General features: G+C 41.5%; 20 protein-coding genes and 1 tRNA gene. 18 read left to right on the top strand and 3 right to left on the bottom strand.

Features of this window, described 5'->3' with window-relative positions:
• Positions 1-23 precede the first annotated feature (23 nt).
• The 17 genes from BG55_RS05900 (at position 24) to BG55_RS21770 (ending at position 15,786) form a co-directional block, all read left to right on the top strand.
• On the top strand, positions 24-749 hold the full coding sequence (locus BG55_RS05900) for a class I SAM-dependent methyltransferase (protein WP_034935436.1): 726 nt from the start codon (positions 24-26) through the stop codon (positions 747-749).
• A complete protein-coding gene (locus BG55_RS05905) occupies positions 721-1,611 on the top strand; it encodes a putative PEP-binding protein (protein WP_034935439.1) in 891 nt (296 codons plus the stop codon). The genes BG55_RS05900 and BG55_RS05905 overlap by 29 nt, the downstream gene beginning before the upstream one ends.
• Complete coding sequence (locus BG55_RS05910; RefSeq protein WP_160170836.1) at positions 1,559-2,398, top strand: putative PEP-binding protein; 840 nt, start codon at positions 1,559-1,561, stop codon at positions 2,396-2,398. Before BG55_RS05905 ends, BG55_RS05910 begins: the two co-directional genes overlap by 53 nt.
• The gene (locus tag BG55_RS05915; RefSeq protein WP_034935444.1) at positions 2,395-3,435 is read left to right on the top strand and encodes a hypothetical protein; all 1,041 of its coding nucleotides are present in this window, start codon (positions 2,395-2,397) and stop codon (positions 3,433-3,435) included. Before BG55_RS05910 ends, BG55_RS05915 begins: the two co-directional genes overlap by 4 nt.
• Entirely contained in the window at positions 3,435-4,346 is a 912-nt protein-coding gene (locus BG55_RS05920; RefSeq protein WP_052018715.1) for a cysteine synthase family protein, read from the top strand. The genes BG55_RS05915 and BG55_RS05920 overlap by 1 nt, the downstream gene beginning before the upstream one ends.
• On the top strand, positions 4,337-5,005 hold the full coding sequence (locus BG55_RS05925; RefSeq protein ID WP_034935446.1) for a hypothetical protein: 669 nt from the start codon (positions 4,337-4,339) through the stop codon (positions 5,003-5,005). The genes BG55_RS05920 and BG55_RS05925 overlap by 10 nt, the downstream gene beginning before the upstream one ends.
• On the top strand, positions 4,993-5,802 hold the full coding sequence (locus tag BG55_RS05930; protein WP_034935448.1) for a hypothetical protein: 810 nt from the start codon (positions 4,993-4,995) through the stop codon (positions 5,800-5,802). Before BG55_RS05925 ends, BG55_RS05930 begins: the two co-directional genes overlap by 13 nt.
• Positions 5,774-6,496: a hypothetical protein gene (locus BG55_RS05935; protein WP_034935449.1), complete on the top strand. Its 723-nt coding sequence runs from the start codon at positions 5,774-5,776 to the stop codon at positions 6,494-6,496. Before BG55_RS05930 ends, BG55_RS05935 begins: the two co-directional genes overlap by 29 nt.
• A gap of 7 nt (positions 6,497-6,503) precedes the next feature.
• Complete coding sequence (locus tag BG55_RS05940; RefSeq protein WP_034935451.1) at positions 6,504-7,073, top strand: hypothetical protein; 570 nt, start codon at positions 6,504-6,506, stop codon at positions 7,071-7,073.
• Positions 7,074-7,076: 3 nt separating this feature from the next.
• Positions 7,077-8,135 (top strand): PLP-dependent aminotransferase family protein, encoded by a 1,059-nt coding sequence (locus BG55_RS05945; protein ID WP_034935454.1) that lies wholly within the window; start codon positions 7,077-7,079, stop codon positions 8,133-8,135.
• 34 nt (positions 8,136-8,169) lie between these two features.
• A complete protein-coding gene (locus BG55_RS05950; RefSeq protein ID WP_152542656.1) occupies positions 8,170-9,933 on the top strand; it encodes a hypothetical protein in 1,764 nt (587 codons plus the stop codon).
• 96 nt (positions 9,934-10,029) lie between these two features.
• The gene (locus BG55_RS05955) at positions 10,030-11,361 is read left to right on the top strand and encodes an AMP-binding protein (RefSeq protein ID WP_160170837.1); all 1,332 of its coding nucleotides are present in this window, start codon (positions 10,030-10,032) and stop codon (positions 11,359-11,361) included.
• 2 nt (positions 11,362-11,363) lie between these two features.
• Positions 11,364-12,251: a hypothetical protein gene (locus BG55_RS05960; RefSeq protein WP_034935462.1), complete on the top strand. Its 888-nt coding sequence runs from the start codon at positions 11,364-11,366 to the stop codon at positions 12,249-12,251.
• Positions 12,238-13,251: a hypothetical protein gene (locus BG55_RS05965; RefSeq protein ID WP_034935465.1), complete on the top strand. Its 1,014-nt coding sequence runs from the start codon at positions 12,238-12,240 to the stop codon at positions 13,249-13,251. The genes BG55_RS05960 and BG55_RS05965 overlap by 14 nt, the downstream gene beginning before the upstream one ends.
• Positions 13,248-13,478: an acyl carrier protein gene (locus BG55_RS05970; protein WP_034935468.1), complete on the top strand. Its 231-nt coding sequence runs from the start codon at positions 13,248-13,250 to the stop codon at positions 13,476-13,478. The genes BG55_RS05965 and BG55_RS05970 overlap by 4 nt, the downstream gene beginning before the upstream one ends.
• Complete coding sequence (locus BG55_RS05975) at positions 13,462-14,631, top strand: type III PLP-dependent enzyme domain-containing protein (protein ID WP_084276220.1); 1,170 nt, start codon at positions 13,462-13,464, stop codon at positions 14,629-14,631. Before BG55_RS05970 ends, BG55_RS05975 begins: the two co-directional genes overlap by 17 nt.
• Before the next feature lie 6 nt (positions 14,632-14,637).
• A complete protein-coding gene (locus BG55_RS21770; protein WP_071994983.1) occupies positions 14,638-15,786 on the top strand; it encodes a cysteine peptidase family C39 domain-containing protein in 1,149 nt (382 codons plus the stop codon).
• Positions 15,787-15,935: 149 nt separating this feature from the next.
• On the opposite strand, the gene BG55_RS05990 is transcribed toward BG55_RS21770, so the two are convergent.
• Both BG55_RS05990 and BG55_RS05995 read right to left on the bottom strand, forming a co-directional pair.
• A tRNA-Asn gene (locus BG55_RS05990) sits at positions 15,936-16,011 on the bottom strand.
• Positions 16,012-16,305: 294 nt separating this feature from the next.
• A complete protein-coding gene (locus BG55_RS05995; protein ID WP_034935475.1) occupies positions 16,306-17,757 on the bottom strand; it encodes an AMP nucleosidase in 1,452 nt (483 codons plus the stop codon).
• Positions 17,758-17,958: 201 nt separating this feature from the next.
• Between BG55_RS05995 and BG55_RS06000 the strand changes: the two genes are divergently transcribed.
• The gene (locus BG55_RS06000; protein ID WP_034935478.1) at positions 17,959-19,386 is read left to right on the top strand and encodes a hypothetical protein; all 1,428 of its coding nucleotides are present in this window, start codon (positions 17,959-17,961) and stop codon (positions 19,384-19,386) included.
• A gap of 244 nt (positions 19,387-19,630) precedes the next feature.
• On the opposite strand, the gene xylE is transcribed toward BG55_RS06000, so the two are convergent.
• The gene (xylE, locus tag BG55_RS06010) at positions 19,631-21,115 is read right to left on the bottom strand and encodes a D-xylose transporter XylE (RefSeq protein ID WP_235192729.1); all 1,485 of its coding nucleotides are present in this window, start codon (positions 21,113-21,115) and stop codon (positions 19,631-19,633) included.
• Positions 21,116-21,149 lie beyond the last annotated feature (34 nt).

Below are 21,149 nucleotides of genomic sequence, written 5' to 3' on the forward strand. Positions count from 1 at the left end.
TAGTGATTGAGCTGGAGGTCAAAATGCAAAGCAATGACGTTGTGATAGATATTATTACTGAAAACTTACATCATTTCTCTAAACAATGTTTGAAAACAATCACTAATGAAATTGATAATGAAGATTCTGACCTTTATAAGTCAATAATAAGGAAGTTTTATAACGAAGTCCTTGATAACTGCCGTTCAGGTACGCTGGCCAGAAGTATTAAAAACTACCTTAAGCCAGATGATAAAATAATAGACATAATGTGTGGGACAGGAACGCTGACCAAAGCGCTGGAAAATACAGGGTATAACATTGAAGCTGTTGAAAGAGAGAGTGCACTTTATGGTGTTAAAAACTTTGAATATAAAAACTACGATGAAAATTGTAGCCTCGGCCACTATGATGTCAGCCTGCTAATCACCGTATTGCATCACGAAGAAAAATACTGGAATTTGCTTGAACTGGCAATGGCCCATAGCGACAAAATTATAATAGTAGAAAACGTTATCGACAAAAGGCATACCCAGGAAATCCACGAAAAAATCGATGAATTTTTTAACAGAATGCTGAATCAGTTTTCTGCTGATTGTCCTGGAAAACATCTGAGTGATATTGAGTGGCGAATATTATTAAGCACTTTACAGTCATTTAAGCTTACCCGTGTAGAAAAAATAGGATTTGTACCCGGAATTCCGGTTCCTCACTATTTATATGTGCTGGAGAGAGAGTGCAATGGCAAAAAGAGCAGCAAACTGTCATGAGGCAATATGCAATGGCGAACCGGTCGAAGCGTTTGAGGGGAAAAAAATCTCATTTATTCGCGGAGAATATCTGCTGAGAGATGATAACCTGCTACTGGATTGTCCGGATAAATACCGGAGAGTTGAAAAATATCTTTTAAAACTCTATGCTATTCACCCGGATGCCAAATACAGGTTTTCCGATCTTGATTCTGGAGAGATGCTGATAGCTGGATTTTTCGATTGCTGTTTTGAAAAAAACACCATAACGGGAAATCGTGGACATCGTAATAAAAGTTTCCTTGCTCATCACTATAAACTTGAGTTTGAACTGCTCAAAAGGATATCAGATTCATTGTCGTTACCCCTGTTGAAACTTATCGTGCCTTTTATCAGCTCACTACAAGAGTTATATAATATAAGAGACGGTTTGAACATCAGCAGTCATAAGATACAAATTATTCCAATGATAGAGACGCCCGGTCTTCTTGATGAAATACTCTCAGCTGAAATGCTTCAGTTCGATGAAGTTGTTGTCGGCCTGAATGACTTAACGTCGCTTTATTATGGTATGACGCGTGAGAAAAATAGCATCAACGTAGGTGATGTTTTATACCAGAAATTACTTCAGTTGGTGGATAAAAAACTGAAAGTTACCCTGGCGGGCAATATCAGGTCTGAAACCATTCAGAATGCTGATGACACTTTTCCACTGGCTATGCACCTGTGGAACGGGTGGAATGATAATCTGGCCAGAGAGAGAGTCACAAAGATAAAAGAGCTGGCCTTACAATTGAAGCATGATTATTTCAAACGTAAAGTGGTGGAAAATGAAAATTTCAGAATATATACCATATACGAAAAAAATAATATCAATAAGTGATATGCAATCGATTGAAAGTGAAACGCATAAACATTTTGAAGATGCTTTTTTCAGAACTGAATACTATATCAGACAAAGCAAATCATGGATTGACTCTTCAGAATTTAAAGAAAAATTGTATGCCGATATCCAGTATGCGGCAGAAAATGGCTATAAACGCATTTTGTTACGTGCACCAGATATCCAGTTAAATGAACTTGCTATCTACGATGCAAGATTTAATAAAGAAGATAATTCAATTATCGGGCATCGTGGTATCAGAATTCAACATCTTTATCATGACTATTTTTCGGACTTCAGAGAACTGTATCAGGAAATAATCTCAAGTTTTTCCCTCTCCGTAGAAATTGTCTGGCCATATGTAACACAATTGAGAGAATGTGATTTATTTGAACTGACTCCCAGCTATTACATCATGGTAGAAACGCCAGCACTGTTAATCGATCTTGTCCAGAAAAGGATAAGGAAGGAAATAAAGGGCTATGTCATTGGATTAAACGATCTCTACTCTCTCTATTTTGGTGCTTCGCGACAGGTAAGTTATTATCGGCAGGACATGTCTGAGTTGATTAACTTCACCATTGAGATGATAGAAAAAAGTAAAATTGAAAAAAAATACATCTATTGGGCAGGATATTATGCAGAGAAAGATGCCCGGTTAATAGTGGAAAAAGGTTTTGAAAATTTAATCATCGATCAACAAGCGTTGACCTGTACTGATAGCACCATGGATAAGGTATGGGGTTTATATGATAAACAACTTGAAAAAATAAGAAGGGTGCTATGAGTATTGAGCTGGCCAGGAAGAAAATGACAGAACTGGGGCTGCTGGTCAGCGGGATGCTGGAAAGTCTCAGATACGACATTTTATATAAACAATTTGTTGATGCTGAAGAGATATTGAAGGCCTGCGAACATTTATATGATCTTGCCAGATGTTATGCATCGATTAATGAAAGAATAACTGAACTCAGGGGCAGCAGCAGAAAGATCAAAGCCGCCAACAGAAAAAGTTTTCTCTCTTTGAAACGCGAAACCGAAGATAAAATAGCATCATATTATTCAAACAGCGATCCCATTCTTGATGCACCAGGTCTGAAAGTTTTGAAAACGCTTTCACTGACATTAAAGGATTATACCTATCCCGTCTCAAACAGCGATGACCTGGTTTATCATCCACAGTTGAATGGTATCAGCAGAGGGAAGAATAAGCCTGTTTATCTTGAATCGAAGGGATATGAAAAAGTCAATTTAAGTGAAAATATAAATACCACTTTGACCGAGGAAGAAGTAAAAGACCTCTGGTTACAGCGGGATGAAATTGATGCCGTTGAAACTTTCTTAATCGCCCTTGAAGCGCACTTAACCGAGAACGATGTCGAAAGTATCGTGACAACATCAAGATTTGCCTGGGATGAAGCACGTCATCACTATTACGGTTTGATGAAACTGGCAGAATATGGAATTGATGAGAAAAGTTTACCTTACAACGTCGTGGGTATTGCTGTCAGATCAAATCTCGAACCTCTGCTGGCCCAGGCACAAATTCATCTTTTTGGCGAAGTAGGTATTATTAGTCGAATAAAAGAAGTTAAAAACAGTAACTCTGCAATCAGCGAAGATTTTCAATGGATTTATACCGATGAAAATATGCATGTCAATGAGGGTGTTGCCTTACTGAAAGCGAAAGGGGTTTATGGCAAGAGTGTCAGAAAACAGATTTCACAAAAATGTAAAAATGCATTGATTAAGCTGGATATATTTGATGAGGAGTATATCTCTGCTCTTGATGATAAACAGCTGAATATATTGATAGGTGAGTGATGATTACCAGACTCAATTATTTATCGGAAAAATTCAGGCGCGAAATCTATGGCTATTTAGGCTTTTGTAATCTCACTGGCTCGATAAAAGATAAACCCGCGCTGATGATGGTCGAAGACCTGAAAAAAAAAAGCGTCCAAAAAGGACGCTGGATTATTGAAGGAACGGCAGGGAATACGGGCACAGGACTTGCCTGGTATTGTAAACAAGCCGGTTATAAGTTTATCGCAGTGGTTCCTGATAAAGTTTCACCTGAAAAAATTGAAAAATTAAAAGGTGTCTGTGAGAAAGTATTCGTCTGCCCGACAGTTTCAAAAGAACATCCGGATTTTTATCTTAAAAAGTGCGCAGACCTGGCTAATGAACTTGATGGGATATATATCGATCAGTTCAATAATTTAAGTAATATTCGTGCCCATGAGTGCTACACAGCACCAGATATTCACAGATACTTTGGGCAGCAGCCGGACGTGATCTTTTGTGGCATAGGAACCGGCGGCACCCTGAAAGGTCTGAGTAACTACTTTTCGAAATTGCCGGGAAAAACAGACTTTATCGTAGGGGATCCTCAAGGCAGCATCTACCACAAAACCATTAACCGCACATTGCTTTCAACAGAACATTTTGCCATAGAAGGTATTGGTAGTTCATATATCACGCCATTCTTCGATAATAATATTGTCAAGAAAGCCTACGCAATAAATGACCATGATGCTTATCTGGCATGTCGCGATTTTTATAAAAATGAAGGAATATGCTGCGGCGGTTCATCTGGTGTCCAGCTTATGGCACTGACGGAATACTGCTGTGACACGACCATTAAAAGGGCAGCGGGAAAAATAGTGTTAATGCTACCAGATCATGGTGGAAATTATATTGAGAAAATTTATAAGGAGGAGACATGTATATAGCCGGGCATGTCTATGTGGTGCAACAGGCATTTGAAAGAGACATCGATATATTCCAACTGATGCAGGCTGATATATTCAGAAGTCACGACTATTCGGCAATCACCGGGCAAAATTATGAGGTTATAGAAAGCGAACCTTATATGTATCTGCATCTTTTAGGTGATTATCATATTCATTTCGGTAATCGCTATCAGGAGCTGAAAGCAGGCTGGGTTTATCAAAAAATGGGCATTGCCACCGACACCTGGAAGAAAATGCATAATCTTGGTTACACGACAGAGGACAGTAAAAGAGGTATCTGTCACTCACTGGTTGAATATGTCGTTGATATTTATCTGGAGAAAAACAACTCATGCAGGCAACTCAACGATGTTAAATCACAGCTTACTCATGACAAAGTGAATCTGGCGCAATGCGATGATCAATCCAGAGAAAAAGCGCATGACTATATTAACCGGGTACATTTATCTGACAGCTATCATGAAATACTGGCACGCGCCGCGGCCAATAAGTTTTTTAAAACAAAAGACCAGAAAGTAACGGATTTTTTTTATGATGAACTATCCGTTATCTATCAGCGCTTGGATGAACAATCAATTGAAAATGAGTTGAAAAATAATATCGAATTTATAAAGAGGAACATTCAATGGAAATCTTAGGGCATTATTATGTGGCCAAAAATATCATACCTTTATTTGACAGCGAAAAATACTCTTCCCAAAGTGACTATATGATGTTCCCTAATTATATGCACTGTCACGAGTGGTGTTATGAAAATTTATGGCGGCAGACGATGCTTGACCCTGAAATGGAAATGATAAAAATTCACGCTTTATCAGACTGGTTTGTGCATTATGGTGATTCCACTGCAAACAAATATAAGACAGGCTGGGCATACAGCAAAATGGACTGTGCAATAAAAGCGACAGATAAAGCCTTTGTGCGTCTTGCAGAACTTGGTTACCTTGATTATAACAAAGGGGACTATCGTTTTTTCTCGGAAAGGAAATCATTTAATATATTTCACAGTATCATTGAATATGCCATCGAACTGCATTTTCTGGAGGAGTTTACAGATGAAAATATTAAATTTATCATCAGTAGCTATAAAAATATAACCAGTAAAAAGGAGCATCTTTTTTCATATATGGCGGGTCAGAATATACTTTCTGATCAAACAAAAGAAGTAATCAGTCAATCAATCGATCAGATGCAGGATATTGCATGGCAAAACGATATATTGCTATTTCCTGTCAGTGCTATGTTGGAAAAAGGCCGGGTTGCGTCTAATCAGGAAACCAATGAAGTTATATTGCAGTTGATGCACGATGTTTGTGAAAAAGTCAGTCGGAGCGAAGCTGTCAATGCTCTTGACCTTGTAACGTCGAAAGTCATGAATTTCGAGCAATATTATGATGGTGATTTTAATGTTAAGAGTCATTATATTAACACCTGATCAGTTTTGCGTTGAAGGCCTGACACATCAGGTCATGCTATTTCTGGAAAAGAGTAATATCACCCTGAACTCTTTTTTTCCTTTATCTGTGACAGATGACAATATCAATATTATCTATCCTGAGATGAAGGTCAGACACGGTCCGGTAAGCATGTATTCTCTCTCACCCTCTCTGGTATTGATCGTTGATATACCTGAAACTACAGATCTGAAGCTGCTTAAAGGATTAAGTCAGGGATTCAGAGAAAATACCATCAGGGGACTCTCTGCCCAAACACGAAAATCTTTTTCAGTAGTGCACACTTTTGATTCTGTTGATGAAGACAAACAATTTATTTCTGAAATACTTGATGTTGTACTTGATGAATTACCATCACGAGAGATTGCTTTCGGTAGTCTGCTTGCCTTATTGCCGGTGTACACTCTGTCGAGAGAAAAACAGTTTTCAGCTACCGATGCGCTGGAAAAAATGATTTCTGTCATTCGTTACGGTATCGGCAGCGATCTTATTGCAAATAACAGTAAGGCCGGTTCCTGGTTTAAGGAAATTGAGCAGCTATACCAGCAGCTTTTAAATGAAAATCAGCCCGAACAGGTATTTCAAAAATTAAGAAATATTAAAAATATGAGTGTGCCGCTTACTGAATTGCATATACACATTTGCGCGCTTGAACTTCTCAACGTTGAAAGGTAATTGCAGTATGCTGATTTCTAATGGACGATGTTTGATATCAGATTTAACCTGGGTTACAGACAATTATCATCCTAATATTAACATTACCCATCGTGAGGGTAAAAAGAACAACTGCAAATCGCTTACAGGTCAGGACTTGTCGATCTATAAAAAAGTATGCCAGCCTTGTTCTGACAGGACTGATGCCGGCTTTAACGTCAGTGAATGCTTTAACAAAACACAGTGTCATGCAATCAACGATTTTCTTGTTTCAAATGATATCACACCATTCTGTTGTGATTTTTTGTCAACGGCAGGTCAGGGCAAGTTTTTTGTTCACGATCTGGATAAGGGGATATTTTGCTGCGTCATTAACTTCCCTTTGTTTCACATCGATGATGTTCTTCTCTCTGCACTGGCTGTTCGTAGTAAGCGAAATGGCATCGGTTCAGCTGTTGTCAGGCAGATAAGTAGCCTGCTTTCGCAAGAGTCTTCACTTTACGCCTTCTCCGAACATAAAGAAAATAACAGGTTTTATCTGGCGAATAAATTCATCGCGGTTGACGATATTAAAGCAACTTATTATTGCAAAAGGTAAACCATGAAAGACACTTCGGCTATCAGTAGTTATTATAACAGCATGTCTGAGCTACATGCTGATGTGCAGTTACAGAAAGAAGGGAAAAGTTCGACAGTGCTGTGGGATCCTTTTATCAGCGGTGCAAGAAGGCAGGCTGAGATAACGTTTTCCAACATGCTCGGCTATAATGATTGCAGGCTGGTTAACTGTGGTATGGCTGCCATCTACTCTGTACTGGTAGCCGAGTTGCGACAATGCAAAAAAATAATAACGTCCCCAAAAACTTATTTTGAAACGGAAATTCTTTTTGATGATTTTATTCCACCAGATGTCGAGATAGTACGATGTGATCGATTTTTTGACGTGCCAGATACTGAGAATTGTCTGCTCTATTTCGAACCGTATATTAACGATCCTGTTTCTGGTTCAGTAATTTCGGGGCGAGATGACATCCGAAAACTCTGTGAAAAATATAAAACTGTAATTATAGATAACAGCCTCTTTGGCCCTGGTTTATCTTTACATGAGATTGCAGCAGATAACCTGATAGTTATTGAAAGCGGAGTAAAACATTCTTGTGAAGATTTTGTTTTTGGTGCAATTTTTTTTAACAAGAATGCTGAATATTTAGATAAAACAATTAAAACTACCGGTTCTGCACTTTGTAGTGTGCTGGTCAGTAAATTACAACAGCATCTCGACGGTGGTGATTTTACTTACCGCAAACGTTTTCTCAATGATATTAATTTTTCGACTGTTAAATCACACTTCTTTAATGTGACCGTACCTTCTCTCGATCATTGTGTCGCTCCTGTCATATATTTAGTGCCTCAAACTCAGATTAGTGTTTTACTGGATCTTCCCCTTCTGGTTGATTTAACAGTAAAAAATGGCTATCCTGACCTTGTCAGAGCCGGTTTTGGTTGGTCAAAGACCTGTATGCGGTCCTATGCCGATGATGGTCTGAACCAAAAAAATGGGCTGAATTATATTCGTATTTCTTTAGGTTGCGAAGGCAAGGAATTTTTGTTCAGGCTACTGGCCACTGTCGAAGATTTATGCAAAAAACTATACTTATAAATCTGGAGGTAAGTTGGTCATGTTTTTTTATTTGATGCATTTTAATGATTTTTTAAAAAATGTTTTGATAAAAATGACAGGCAGGTACGCTAAGTTCTACATAGCTTTCTTTGCTTTCCTTTATCTTACTACAATTACTGCCAGCTCTTTTTTCTATTACAAAATTATAGATCCTAAAATATGGCACAGTACCGATCTGTTTATCAGCTTATCTGTTTACATATTGCTTTATTATTTTCTGTACAATATTTCGTTTATACTGGCTAATGTTGCCAGCTCTTTGAGTCAGGCTCTCTATTTTAGCAAAATTAAAAAAGAAAATTTACTACGAGCCACTCTTGAACGTGATATTAAATCGGTAGGTGAACTTCATAATATCTTCCTCAACTACTATGTGACTTTGTCAATACTGTTAATTACCTGCTATCGCCTGGTGAAAATCAGCATTGCTCTTTTAGCTGTTTACGCGGTGGTCATAGGCCTGATTATGCTGGCACTGAAAGTATGGCAAAAAAAAATAAAGCATCTTGATAAAAAAAGAAAAGCGGTCATCGACAGATTTATCCAGGCATCAAAAAAATCTCACTGGAGTAGTGCTTCCGTTATTCGTGCTTACGAAAACAAAATTGTGTGGAAGTTACAAAATTACATGACCGTTTCCAGAGTCATATACAATCTCGCACCACTGATGGCGCTGATTATTGCCCTGACAGCTGCTTATCTTCATCTTTTTTCATTGTCACTGTCCCAGACGGCCAGTCTGGTTATTATCAGTACGGTGCTGATTGATATTGCAGACAGTACATCTTATCTGGTTTTTTACAGTTCCCAGATTACCAATGGTCTTGAAAGAATAAAAAAATTCTCGCTTACGGAAAGTCAGGAAGTTTATAACCAGTTTAGTTTTCTGAATAAAGATATGCTCAGATGCTTTATTAAAACCAGTCACAATTTTAAGCAGCACTGGCTGAAGCGATATGTCAGATATTTCGTACATGGTAAAAGTTCGTCGAAAACAGTTATATTGTTGTTGCTCTCTTTTGTCTTTTTAACAGCATACAGTTTTCTCAAATTTAAATTTGATGTTTTTGTTGTCAGTGGAGTAAATCTGATAACCCTGCTTTCAGTTATTATTTTTTCACTTTTTTGCCTGATGCTGGCCGATCTCTTACTGAAAAGGCTGTTCTATATCAATGCTAAATTTACTATCTTTGCTTTACTTCATAAACTAAGCCAAAGAAAAGTAAATGATAAAGATATTGAAGTCCTGTCTTACGATACTAAAGTTCTTGATGATGGCATATCTTTTTCGTTGACCGAGTTTTTCTTCGCTCTTGCAACATCGTTAATATTTATCTATTCCTATGTAAAAATGGGAGCAAGTCTGTATATTCTGGCCGTAGTCATTGTGCTGTTTTCAATTGGTCAGTATGTTTACAGAAAACTGGCGGTATTTACCAAGCAAATGGAAGTCTATTTCGTCACACGCTCAGGTACATTACTTTCTGGCGAAATAAAAAACTATCCGTATGCTGTGCAGGTTTATTTTTCATCATTATCTTCGCAACTGGCTAATACGATCAATAATCGTATTTTCATGGTTTATTGTGCACTACTGATTTCAGCCGTAATTTTTTCATTATCACAGTTTACTGTTACCTCTTCATTCCCTTTAATTGTAGCAACGGTATCACTGCTGTTTAAACTTTCACATTCACTCTCTTATGCAATTCGGTATCTGAGTCAGCTGGAAGGGTGGTCTATTTCTGTTGCACGGACCCTGTCCAGAATATACTGAAATTCGCGTATCACGCGCCTGCTTTATTATTGAATATGAGGTGGTATGAATATCTATTCTTATCTTATTCTGAGCTGTTACAGAAATCGTGATAATGTGTTTCTGATAGAAAATGATAGCACTTATACTTATAACGATCTTCTTGGAGCGATAATATCTCAAAAAAAGAGATTTATTTCGCAGATTAACGAGGAGGGAATTAACAGGGTTGATATTCTTGAGGGGAATGCTTTTTCACTTACTGTTTTTTTAATGCTGGCGCTCTCAGCAGGCATTCATCTCAGGATAAAAAACAGAACAAGTGCAGCATCAAATCAGCTGGATAATGGCTGTATCGATAGCAGGACTTATCAGACAGATAAGAATTGCTACGATGAAACTGAAATCCAAAAATTTCTCACCGAAACAATTATTAATGACAAATCTGAACATTTCAGACTGTCTCTTTTTTCATCAGGTAGCTCGTCAGGTCAACCGACAGAGATGATTGCGAGTTCAAAAAACCTGTTTTTCTCTTTGATGAGCATTTCCTCTGTACTTAAATACAATAATCATTCCCGTATTGGTTTTTGTACACCTCTCTCTTTTGATTACAGCCTGTATCAGATATTAATGTCCTTATCCGCAGGCGCATCCGTTGTTTATTATGATTTTCGGGAATACCTGCATCGGGTTTTTGTAAAATTCTCTGAACATAAAGCGAATTGTCTTGCGTTAATACCCGCAATACTGAAGCATTATGTCATCGCCAGCAAGAATGATCCCTCACTGTATGCGCCTGTTCAAATTACACTGACCGGTGAAACCTTTACCCAACAACTTTATGACAGCTGTAAGCTGGTATTGCCTGAAACGCATATTATTACTATGTATGGCATTACCGAATGTAAACGTGTTTCAATTATGCCTCTGTCGTGTTGTGCTGTCGACAGCCAGTGCTGTGGGGTTGCTATTCCGGGAATTACTATAGCTGTTCGTGATCTCAATAGCAGTGCACTGATGCGGCAGGGAAAGGGCGAGTGTATCGTGCGTGGTGATAATGTTCTGCTTGGTTATCAGGATTCTGGTCCATGCCAGTTTATTAACACTGACGAAGGGCGTGCGCTTTTCACCGGAGATCGTATCAATCTCACTGCGGAAGGGTATGTGTATTTCGAAGGCCGTGAAAGTGAAATGATAAAAATTAACGGCGTCAGAATTGATACCCGACCTTTAATAAAGTCTATTAACGATAAATTTTCTCTTAAATTAAAAATAAAATCCGCTGATAACTTTATTGAAGTTATCAGCAAAAATATCACAGAAGATACAGCTACCCTTGAGCTTTTTATCAAAAACTATATCAATAATAATCACGGTATAACCATCAGAGGCGTCGAGTTTAAACAGATTAGTAACTCTCTGTTAAATCATAATCTCAAGGAGTAAAAATGATCAATAGTATTCCTGTCGATTGTCGCACAAATTCAATTCTGGGCATTCTTAACAACTCTGTGTATAAGAATTTCTTAGCCTCAGTCTGCTATATGGACATCTTCCTCGATTTTAACCGTGAAAAACGGAGCGTCAGAATAGAACAAAGCAACCCGGTATTTTCCCTTGCTAAATTCGGTTTCGAAATAGAATCCAGAACTTATCAGCAGAAAGATTTGTCCGAGGCATATGAAGATATCATCAAATCTTCTGGCATTGTCATTCAACATTCATACAGTACTTTGTTGCGAAGAATGCGAATGATAAAAGTGAATCTACCTGTTGATATACCTCATATGGTTTATTCTCAACAAATGCGTAAGGTTGATGATAATCTCATATTTAATACTACCGATCTGAAATTCAGGGTGATGAGTTGGCAACATTTTTTTCTCAATGAAGATGATGAAGTGATCATTTATTTAATCCGTAAAAAACCTGATAAAGTATATGACAATAAGGTGCTTATCAGCTCTGCAAAAGACGCTATGGAAGTTTATTTGTCTACGGTAAACTCAAAGTTAATTGCAGATATTATCTCTGATATGCACCAGGATATTATCGCAGATAAAAAATATGAATCTGCTGCAATATGGAATCGCAATGTATGGAAGTTGTATATCACGCGCGGATGGTATCATCAATGCCTGCAAAATCTTTTCCCTGCTTGCAGTAAAAATGAATCCGTGTCACTGCTTTCTGCGGGGTATAAATCGATCAGTGATTCAATTGTAGAGAATGTTATTAATAATAAAAATTACAGCCTGAATGATTATATTCAACTTTTTGGAGAACACCTGGACAATGAACATAAAACCATTGCAGAAATCTATGAGCAAATCTGAGGTTACAGATATTATAGTCAGTTGTAAATCTATTGAATGTTTAAAATCGGCTATTGAGTCTGTGGAGTTTAATCAACTCTTTTATCTTAAATTTATTACCGACGCCGATGTTCATAACATTCTTCAGGCGCTTTCTGCTCACTCACTCTCTTTAGGTATCTCCTTCGCTCAACATATGCAATCTGTCTATGCGTTGATCGAATGTAATATTACCGATTTCACTGATACCGGGCTCATTTATTCTGCAACTACCACCGTCAACGGATCTTCCCTGACTTCGTTAGTGGAACTGATGCACATTGAGGGGCAACTCAGTCGCGTGTGCCCTGTTATCAGTTTTTTCAGTCTGGCATCACATATTCTGTTTACCGGTAAAATAGCCGATAAGCCGGTGCTGGTTTTTGCACCGATTAAGGAATTGAATATTTTGCACCATCATTTTCTCCAGGGCATGGGTATGCATGAGAACAAAATATCTTCTGTTACCTTCTCTCTGGATAGCCGTAAGGCCCTGATCATTGAAAATAATATTAAATTTATTTTAAATGAGGTAATTGCCTTCTACGCACATTATTTGTGGAGTATCTGCTGGAACAGCACTATGCGTGCTATGTTTGACAGCCTTCTTCACTTCATCAGTAATAAAAAAAATGAGGCCATATTTCTAAGGCTGAACAAATTAAATAATCTGTTGGTTATCAATGATTCCCTCATAATGAGAGTTTCACGTATTGCCAGTGAAAAAATCTCTCATATTGACAAACATGTGGTGCTCAATTCTGCCAAATTAATTATTTCAGAAAACGCATCGCAATTTGCTGATATTTTTATGCAATCGTTAGGTTTTAAGAATGGCTACATGGCAGTCAATGATGACAGGTTACACAATCAATATCATGATCTGAAATCTGCGGTTTATATGTTTAACAATGATACGCTTTACGATATCAATTTCAAATCCATATTATTATCCTTTCAGCTGTCAGGAAGAGAAAAATGATAGAAATTATTAAAAGTTATATTTTATCAAATACCGGCAATACGCCTGGTGATGAAATTTATCAGATGGATTTTTTTGCAACAGGTCTGGATTCACTGCTTTTAGTCGGTCTTATTGTTGAACTTGAAACCCATAATAATACTCAGCTGAGTGAGGAGACGTTAGCCGAACTATTATCTGGGTCGGACACAACCTTCGGAGAGTTAATTGATGCTTTCAAAAGATAATTCATTACCTCAGGCTAAAATTTCATATTCAAAGCTTGAGATAATGAAGAATATACTTGCCCTGCAAAAATTTTTACCTGATTTCTCTTCATTAATCTATTCATTAAAAGCTAATAATTATCCACCATTAATCGATTTTATTTCGGATTTTACTCAGGGGTTTGATGTTTGTTCACAGCAAGAGATGGATATTCTTATTGATGCTAAGGTGTCTGGTAAAGATATATTTATCACTGGCTATGACAAAGTTAATATTCATCTCTCCTCATTTATTAAGTTGTCATCCCAAAGTAATTCATTGTTTTTTGTACTGGAATCTGTACGCGAAATCGAATTTTTTAAAAAACTGGTCCAGAACGGTATTGATGGCAAAGGGCTGTTTCGTCTTTCTTATATACCCGGTACAACTTATGGTATTTATAATGGCTTACCCAAAAGTCATTTTGGTATGACAGCAAAACAGATTGTAGATTGCCTGGCTGGAGGAGGGTATTTTTATTTAAAAAACATTGTCGGTTTTCACTGTTATATCGGCTCCCAAATCCAGAGCATCGATGCAGTAATGATTTCTCTGGGTAATGCGCTTGATGAGATAAAAACAATCTGCCAGGCTACGGACTTTCAGCCGGACGTTATTAATTTTGGTGGAGGGTTTCCGCATACCTTCGGTTTACCTCATAAAGCTCTGTCCTTGCCTGATGTTTCACTCACCGAATCGCTGAGCAGTAAACTCAGAACGTTGAACCATATGCCTGAATCTGTGTTTTTTGAGAGCGGGCGGGGCATTGTTGGCGGCTCGGGGCGTCTTGAAGTGAGCCTGTTGGATTACAACATTAATGCAGAGTCACCTTTTCTGGTGGTCAATGCCGGGATATCTCAGGTTGGTGCATTACATCTGGTCAGATCGTTACGTCCTTCACCAATGACATTCTATGCCAGCAATCTACAGCCTGAGAATTTTGCTGGTTTGCAGAAATTTGACGTCTACGGTCCTGCCTGCACCTCTCTTGATCACGTCGGCACGGCGTATGTGGATGCAGCATCTCTCCCTGAGTTAAAAACACTTTACTGTGACAATATGGGGGCTTATGCCGCCAGTGCAGCGCTGAATGGATTTCATGCCAAGGGCAGAATTAATGAGGAACTGATTTAATCGGCGATGATGACTTTTCTTTTAATGCTCCTTTTTTTATTTGATCAATGGGTTGACCGTACTGTGCTGACTTACGCTGGCGTAATAAAGCCTGTCTACCAGGTTGAAAAGTATGATTGTGGCCTTGCCTGTGTTTGTACGCTAGCTTCTCACTATGGTTATCATCTTTCACTAAATCAGCTGAGGAAAAATTATCCGCCTGGATCGACAGGACTGTCATTTAACATCCTTAAACAGATTACCGACCGGTGCGGTATTGAATCCTGTTGCAAAAAAATACCCATGACTGCTTTTCAATTGCTCACTGTACCGGTAATCAGCCACCTTAAAAATGCACATTACGTTGTTTTCCTTGGTGTGAGAAATCATTGCTACCATTATTTTGATCCTGCGCGAGGATTCTGTATCACTGATGCTGAAGGCTGGAATAATCTGTTCAGTGGCGTGATTTTACTCCCTTTGCGCGGGGCAAAATCGGTATCGTCACTCATGCATTTTGTCACCTCTGGATTCGGCTTTGCTTTGCCATTTGCGCATTATTTTTTAATTGATTTTATACTTTCAGTATCGCTGTTTATGTTGTCTTTATACTTTAATGCGCATTCTGTTTTATTATCTTTTATCTACTCATTTTTAACTGCTCTTATATTTAGTTCTGCCTCAGGTAAGCTGTCAGCAAGGATAGAAAGTGTTAACAATGTGCAGCCGTCGATAACACCGTACTTACTGGCTTATCAGCTTTCAGTCACAAATCGGTTAAATAAAAAAGCCATGCTTTTTTTCTTTCCTGTGTTTTTTTTTGCCGCTGGTTTGTCCTGTTTCACCCCGGCTAAATTAATTCTGTTATTGATGTTTTCGCTGATAACACTGTGGTTTCTTTTTTTTAATGCTGACTTCAGAGAGCGTTACTATATGAAAAGAACTTATCGTAGTGAACTCAGCGCGATGCTCAGTTCTGACAGGATAGTGCGGAAAACAACGGGAATAAAATTTTATATCCTGACAGCTTTTCTGATTTTAATCTGTTTGTACAGTTGCTTCGACGGTCTGGCAATGTGGTCTATCTCTGTTGTGGTGGCGTATTTTTTGTCGCGTTGGATATTTAATTTTTATCTTGATTTGAAAGAATTTCTTTTCATTTTTAATGCAGAGTAGATCGACAAACAGGTTGTCATCGCCCGTTATCTGTCCGGGATGGCACTGTCGCTGCTGAAAGGCGGTGATTTGCGCAAGTTGAGTCATTGTTGAGAACAATCTTGCATAAAAAAAGCCGGTGTCGTGAGACACCGGCTTTTTTTTGAATCTGGCTCCTCTGACTGGACTCGAACCAGTGACATACGGATTAACAGTCCGCCGTTCTACCGACTGAACTACAGAGGAATCGCTTGAACGGGGCGCATAATATCCAGAGCGCTGGCGGATGTCAAAGCCTGTTTTCGCACTTTTCAACTGACTGCTGAATAAATCAACAGTTTATCAATTAAGGCCTCAACGCGACGTTAAAACAATAAATTCAGGCGAGATTTCATCATTCAGAATTTGCTGCCATGCAGGTCAGGCGGTTGATCAGGCCCGCTGCAAGAGCGGCCTGATTTAACCGACGGCTGAGCGCGGTGCTATCTGACCACCGATAACCTGCCGCAGCGCGGGCAGGTTATCACTAAAAACAGGCTGTTAGCGGAACGGCGGTTCATTGAAAGTACGCAACTTGCGCGAATGCAGTTTGTCACCTTCCGCACGCAGCAGGTTAATAGCATATATACCTATTTGCAGGTGTTCAGAAATCGCACCTTCGTAAAAACGATTGGCCTGTCCCGGGAGCTTGATTTCGCCATGCAAGGGTTTATCTGAAACGCACAATAAGGTGCCGTAAGGAACGCGGAAACGGTAGCCCTGAGCGGCAATGGTCGCACTCTCCATATCCACGGCAACCGCACGGCTGAGGTTAAAGCGCAACGCTGACGCAGAGTAACGCAGTTCCCAGTTGCGATCGTCCGTGGTCACCACTGTTCCGGTACGCAGCCGCTGCTTCACCTGCTCACCCGGCATACCGCTTACCTCGCGTGTCGCATCAAACAGCGCTCGTTGCACTTCAGCAATGCTGGGCACGGGAATATCCGGCGGCAGCACCGCATCCAGCACATGGTCATCACGCAGATAGGCATGAGCCAGCACATAGTCGCCAATGGTCTGACTTTCGCGCAGCCCACCACAGTGACCAATCATCAGCCAGGCATGGGGACGTAACACCGCGAGGTGATCGCAAATGGTCTTGGCGTTCGATGGGCCGACGCCAATATTTATCAGCGTAATACCCTGACCCTCTTTGGCAATCAGGTGCCAGGCCGGCATCTGATGATTTTTCCACGCCAGGCCTGACAGGGTTTCCTGCGGATTTGGGGTATCAGCGTTGATGTAAATGCCGCCTGCACAGGAAAGGGCCAGCCAGGGCGAGTCCGGATCGGCGATCTGCTCACAGCCCCAGCGGACAAATTCATCCACATAGCGGGTGTAGTTAGTAAACAGGACCCAGGACTGAAAATGTTCAACAGGCGTACCGGTGTAGTGGCGCAGTCTGGCCAGTGAAAAATCGGTGCGTAATGCATCAAAATGCGAAAGCGGAAATTGTGCACCTGGCTGATAAATACCGTCGGCATTTTCGTCGCCAATTTGTGCCAGTTCAGTGGTGGGAAAATGCTGCGCCAGTCCGGCGCTCATGCTGCGATCCAACCCAAGATTCGCCCCGTCAATGACATAGGGAAAGGGGATTTCCTGATTTGATGGTTTCACTTCCAGCGTGACCGGATATTCGTTGCTCAATATCTCCAGTTGTTCAGCAAGATAACGACGGAACAGGGCTGGACGTGTCACGGTGGTAGCGTAACTGCCCGGACGGGTGAATCGCCCAAAAGCCCGCGAATTTTTATGGCTGCCTGCATCTCCTTCCCAACTTACGCGTAGCTCCGGGTAGACAAACAGTCCTTGCGCGCGCCGGGTATCATCCGGCAAGGTGCCACTGCGAATATAGCTTTCAATAGCTTCACGCAGCGCTGTAACCGCGTTTTCATAGAGAAGATCCAGCTGGTCCAGTGCTTGTGCTACCGTTAATTTTGCAGGTTGAGTCATGGTTTTTCCTCACTGTTTTTTCATCGACTATGTTAACTGAAAGTGAAGATAAGCGCCCGCCAGTAAGAAAATTGTCTTCTGGCAGCGAGCGTTGCCAGCAGGGGCAGGGTAGCGATCGGATATATAAGGAAACGTCCTCCTCTTTGCGAGTGAAATCCCTGTTAATGGATGTACCCCAACTATCCCTGAAAGGAAGACAGTATGAATGCCAGATTCACCCCCACTCCTCTGTCCATTTTGTTGCAGCAACAGGGCTGCTTACTCACTGACACGGCGTGGATCAATCAGATTTCTCAGCACGCCGCAGGTAAGGAACCCGTTACTAAATATGCGTTGAAAAAATTTTACAGCATCATTGATAAATCCTTTTTTCAGCAGCACTTTGCCGCAGCCCGCCACAGTGCGGAGTTTTACGCTCTGTTGACCACGATTTATTTGCTCAGCCAGAAATATAAATCCTGGCATCTGAACTTTATCGATCTTGAAATGGCATCGGCTTCGGTTAAAGAGTCTCTCAGCGCATGGGATTTTTTTGATGCCGCACGTCACAATACGCAGGATGGCAGGCCTGCCGGGTCGAAAAATGGGCGCGAAAAAATCGATTTTTATCTGGCCTTTACCCAGTTTCTTAACAGTCAGAATGATGAACATGCGCAGGTAGAGCAGCTTACCTTCGACCTGGACTATTTCGCGGCGGAATTTATGCGGGTGGTACCAAGAATCAGCCATGATTATTTCAATCCTGCGACCCGGCTGGATGCGGGGCTGGCTGAAGCAGCAGAGCAGTTGGTGCAGCTGGCAGAGCAAACAAAAGTCAGGGTGTTAAAGGGTATTGCTTTTGATAGCGAGTCATCAGGCCCGTCCATGTTTGCCGCGCTGGCAAAGAATGCCTGCCTGCATGAGTGTATTAATCACAGCAATTACCATATTAAATCATCGCAAACTGTACCGGCTGCTCTGGATGCTTTTATTGCTGCGCATTTCAATCATCTTTTATCTTACTCATGCCGCAGAGCGGGCATTGACGATATTGCGTCGCTTTTTAACGGCAGCAGCAGGCCGGACAATCTGCATAAAGCAGTCAGAATCTGTCTGATGCTACATGCCATTGACAGACCGGCAGGCAATATCTTCCAGACATTCCGCGCCTTGCAACTGCCGTTTGAGCAGAACACCATGGCTGCCATTTTACTTTTCCATCGTGAACACAAAATTGAGGTTAAACGGATAGATCGTGGCGCGACTGCCAAAGCATGGAGTCTGTGGTCAGAGCTGGCCAGATTTGTCGACAGGATCCCCGATTGCGCGGATGAACAAGCGCTTTTCACCGAGGTAGAGCAGCAAATGACATTGCTCGCGCCGGAGCTGTTGAAATATCTCTGTTCATTTTTTTCAGCGGTGACCAGCCTTCCCGACAATCCGGCAGATCGCGGGGATTGCCTGGAAAGTTATTTCAAAGCCAGAACCATTAAATGGATGACGCACAAGGCTATTTATCGTTCTGCCATCAATATGTCTTTTAAGCAGCACCGGGTATGGAATCGCGCTTTGTGCCTGCAACTCCAAAAAATCGTTGCCAGTAAAAAACGGCGACTTGAGGCAAAGGCTGCGGAGGTGGGCTATGTGTGATGCGCTTATTTGCCGGGTCTGCTGCGGTGAGGGCACTGCGGAGTTTGCCTGTGAAAATTGTGCCGGTACAGGACGCGAACCCACAGATGAGAATGCTTTTGGACAGTGTCACACCTGTTATGGCGACGGCGTGGCGGAACAAATCTGCTTCAGATGCTCAGGGAGCGGTATCGAAGAGTAAACATTCGCGGCGCACTGATAACTGCACAGCGCCCAGCCTGAAAAGGCTGGGCGTTCAATCAATTTATCCGCTCCGTTTTTCAGACAGTGGCGTCGGCCTGCGCCACTGGGCTTCCAGTTCTTCCAGCGTTCTGCCTTTCGTCTCCGGCACATACTTCCACATAAACAGCGCTGCCAGCAGGGCCATTACGCCATACATCCAGTAAGCAAAACCGTTGTTGAAATGGGCGTTCAGGTAGCTGTTCTTGTCCATCATCGGGAAGGTCCAGGAAACCAGATAGTTGGCGATCCATTGCGCTGCCACCGCAACCGACATTGCTTTACTGCGGATACGGTTAGGAAAAATTTCTGCCAGCAACACCCAGCATACCGGCCCCCAGGAGATGGCAAAGGCGGCGACGTAAAACAGCATCGCTGCCAGCGCCACCGTTGGCGACAGCTTGCTGTAAAAGGCGCTTCCCAGCGTGAACATCCCCACAGCCATCCCCAGCGCGCCAATAATCTGTAGCGGTTTACGGCCAAATTTATCCACGGTAGCAATAGCGATGGTGGTAAAGAGAAGATTGATCACGCCAACGATAATGGTCTGTAATAAAGCCACATCGGTGCTGGAACCCACCGTCCGGAAGACTTCGGGCGCGTAATATAACACCACGTTGATGCCGACAAATTGCTGGAAAACAGAAAGCATTACGCCAATTACCACGATGCCAGTGCCAAATGAAAATAGCGGCGATTTTTTCTCCGGACCGGTGCTGACCGATTGCAAGATAGTCGTGAGTTCACTCATTCCCCGCAGTTTGCCTGACAATTTTTCCAGCACGGCGGCCGCCTGCTGCGTCATGCCTTTTGCCGCCAGCCAGCGTGGACTTTCCGGCACGGTAAACAGCAGAATAAAGAACAGCAGCGACGGCAGCGCCGCAGAAAGAAACATATAACGCCAGCCCATCGTATTCAGCCAGCTTTCGTTACCAGACAGCGCGATACGATAATTTACGCAGTAGACCAGTAGCTGCCCAAGGATAATGGCGAACTGATTACAGGCAACCAGCCTGCCGCGCATATCAGCGGGCGTAATTTCAGCGATATACATCGGTGACACCATGGACGCGAGGCCGACACCGATACCGCCAATTATCCGGTAGATCACAAATTCCGTCAGATAGCCTGACAGGTAATAAGGCACACCCTCCTGCGGATTAATCGTACGATGCCCGAATTCAGGAAAAGCCGAACCGAGAGCGGAAAAGAAGAACAGTACCGCAGCGATCAGCAGGGTTTTCTTGCGGCCAAAGCGGGCGCTGAGGGGGCCGCCACAGGCACCCCCAATGATACAGCCGATCAGCGCGCTGGCGACACAAAAGCCCAGCAGAGAATTGGCTGCGGATTCACTGAGGCCGCGAGAGCTGATAAATACCGTATCCAGCGATGAAACGGTGCCGGAAATAACGGCGGTATCATAACCAAATAATAATCCGCCTAATGTCGCCACCAGCGTCATGGCGATGATATAGCGATTATTCGCTTTCATTTCAGATAGGGGTGTCATGCCAGGCCTTAATATAAACGGGTTGAGGTGCGGC

Source organism: Erwinia mallotivora, from assembly GCF_000590885.1.
GTDB lineage: Bacteria > Pseudomonadota > Gammaproteobacteria > Enterobacterales > Enterobacteriaceae > Erwinia > Erwinia mallotivora.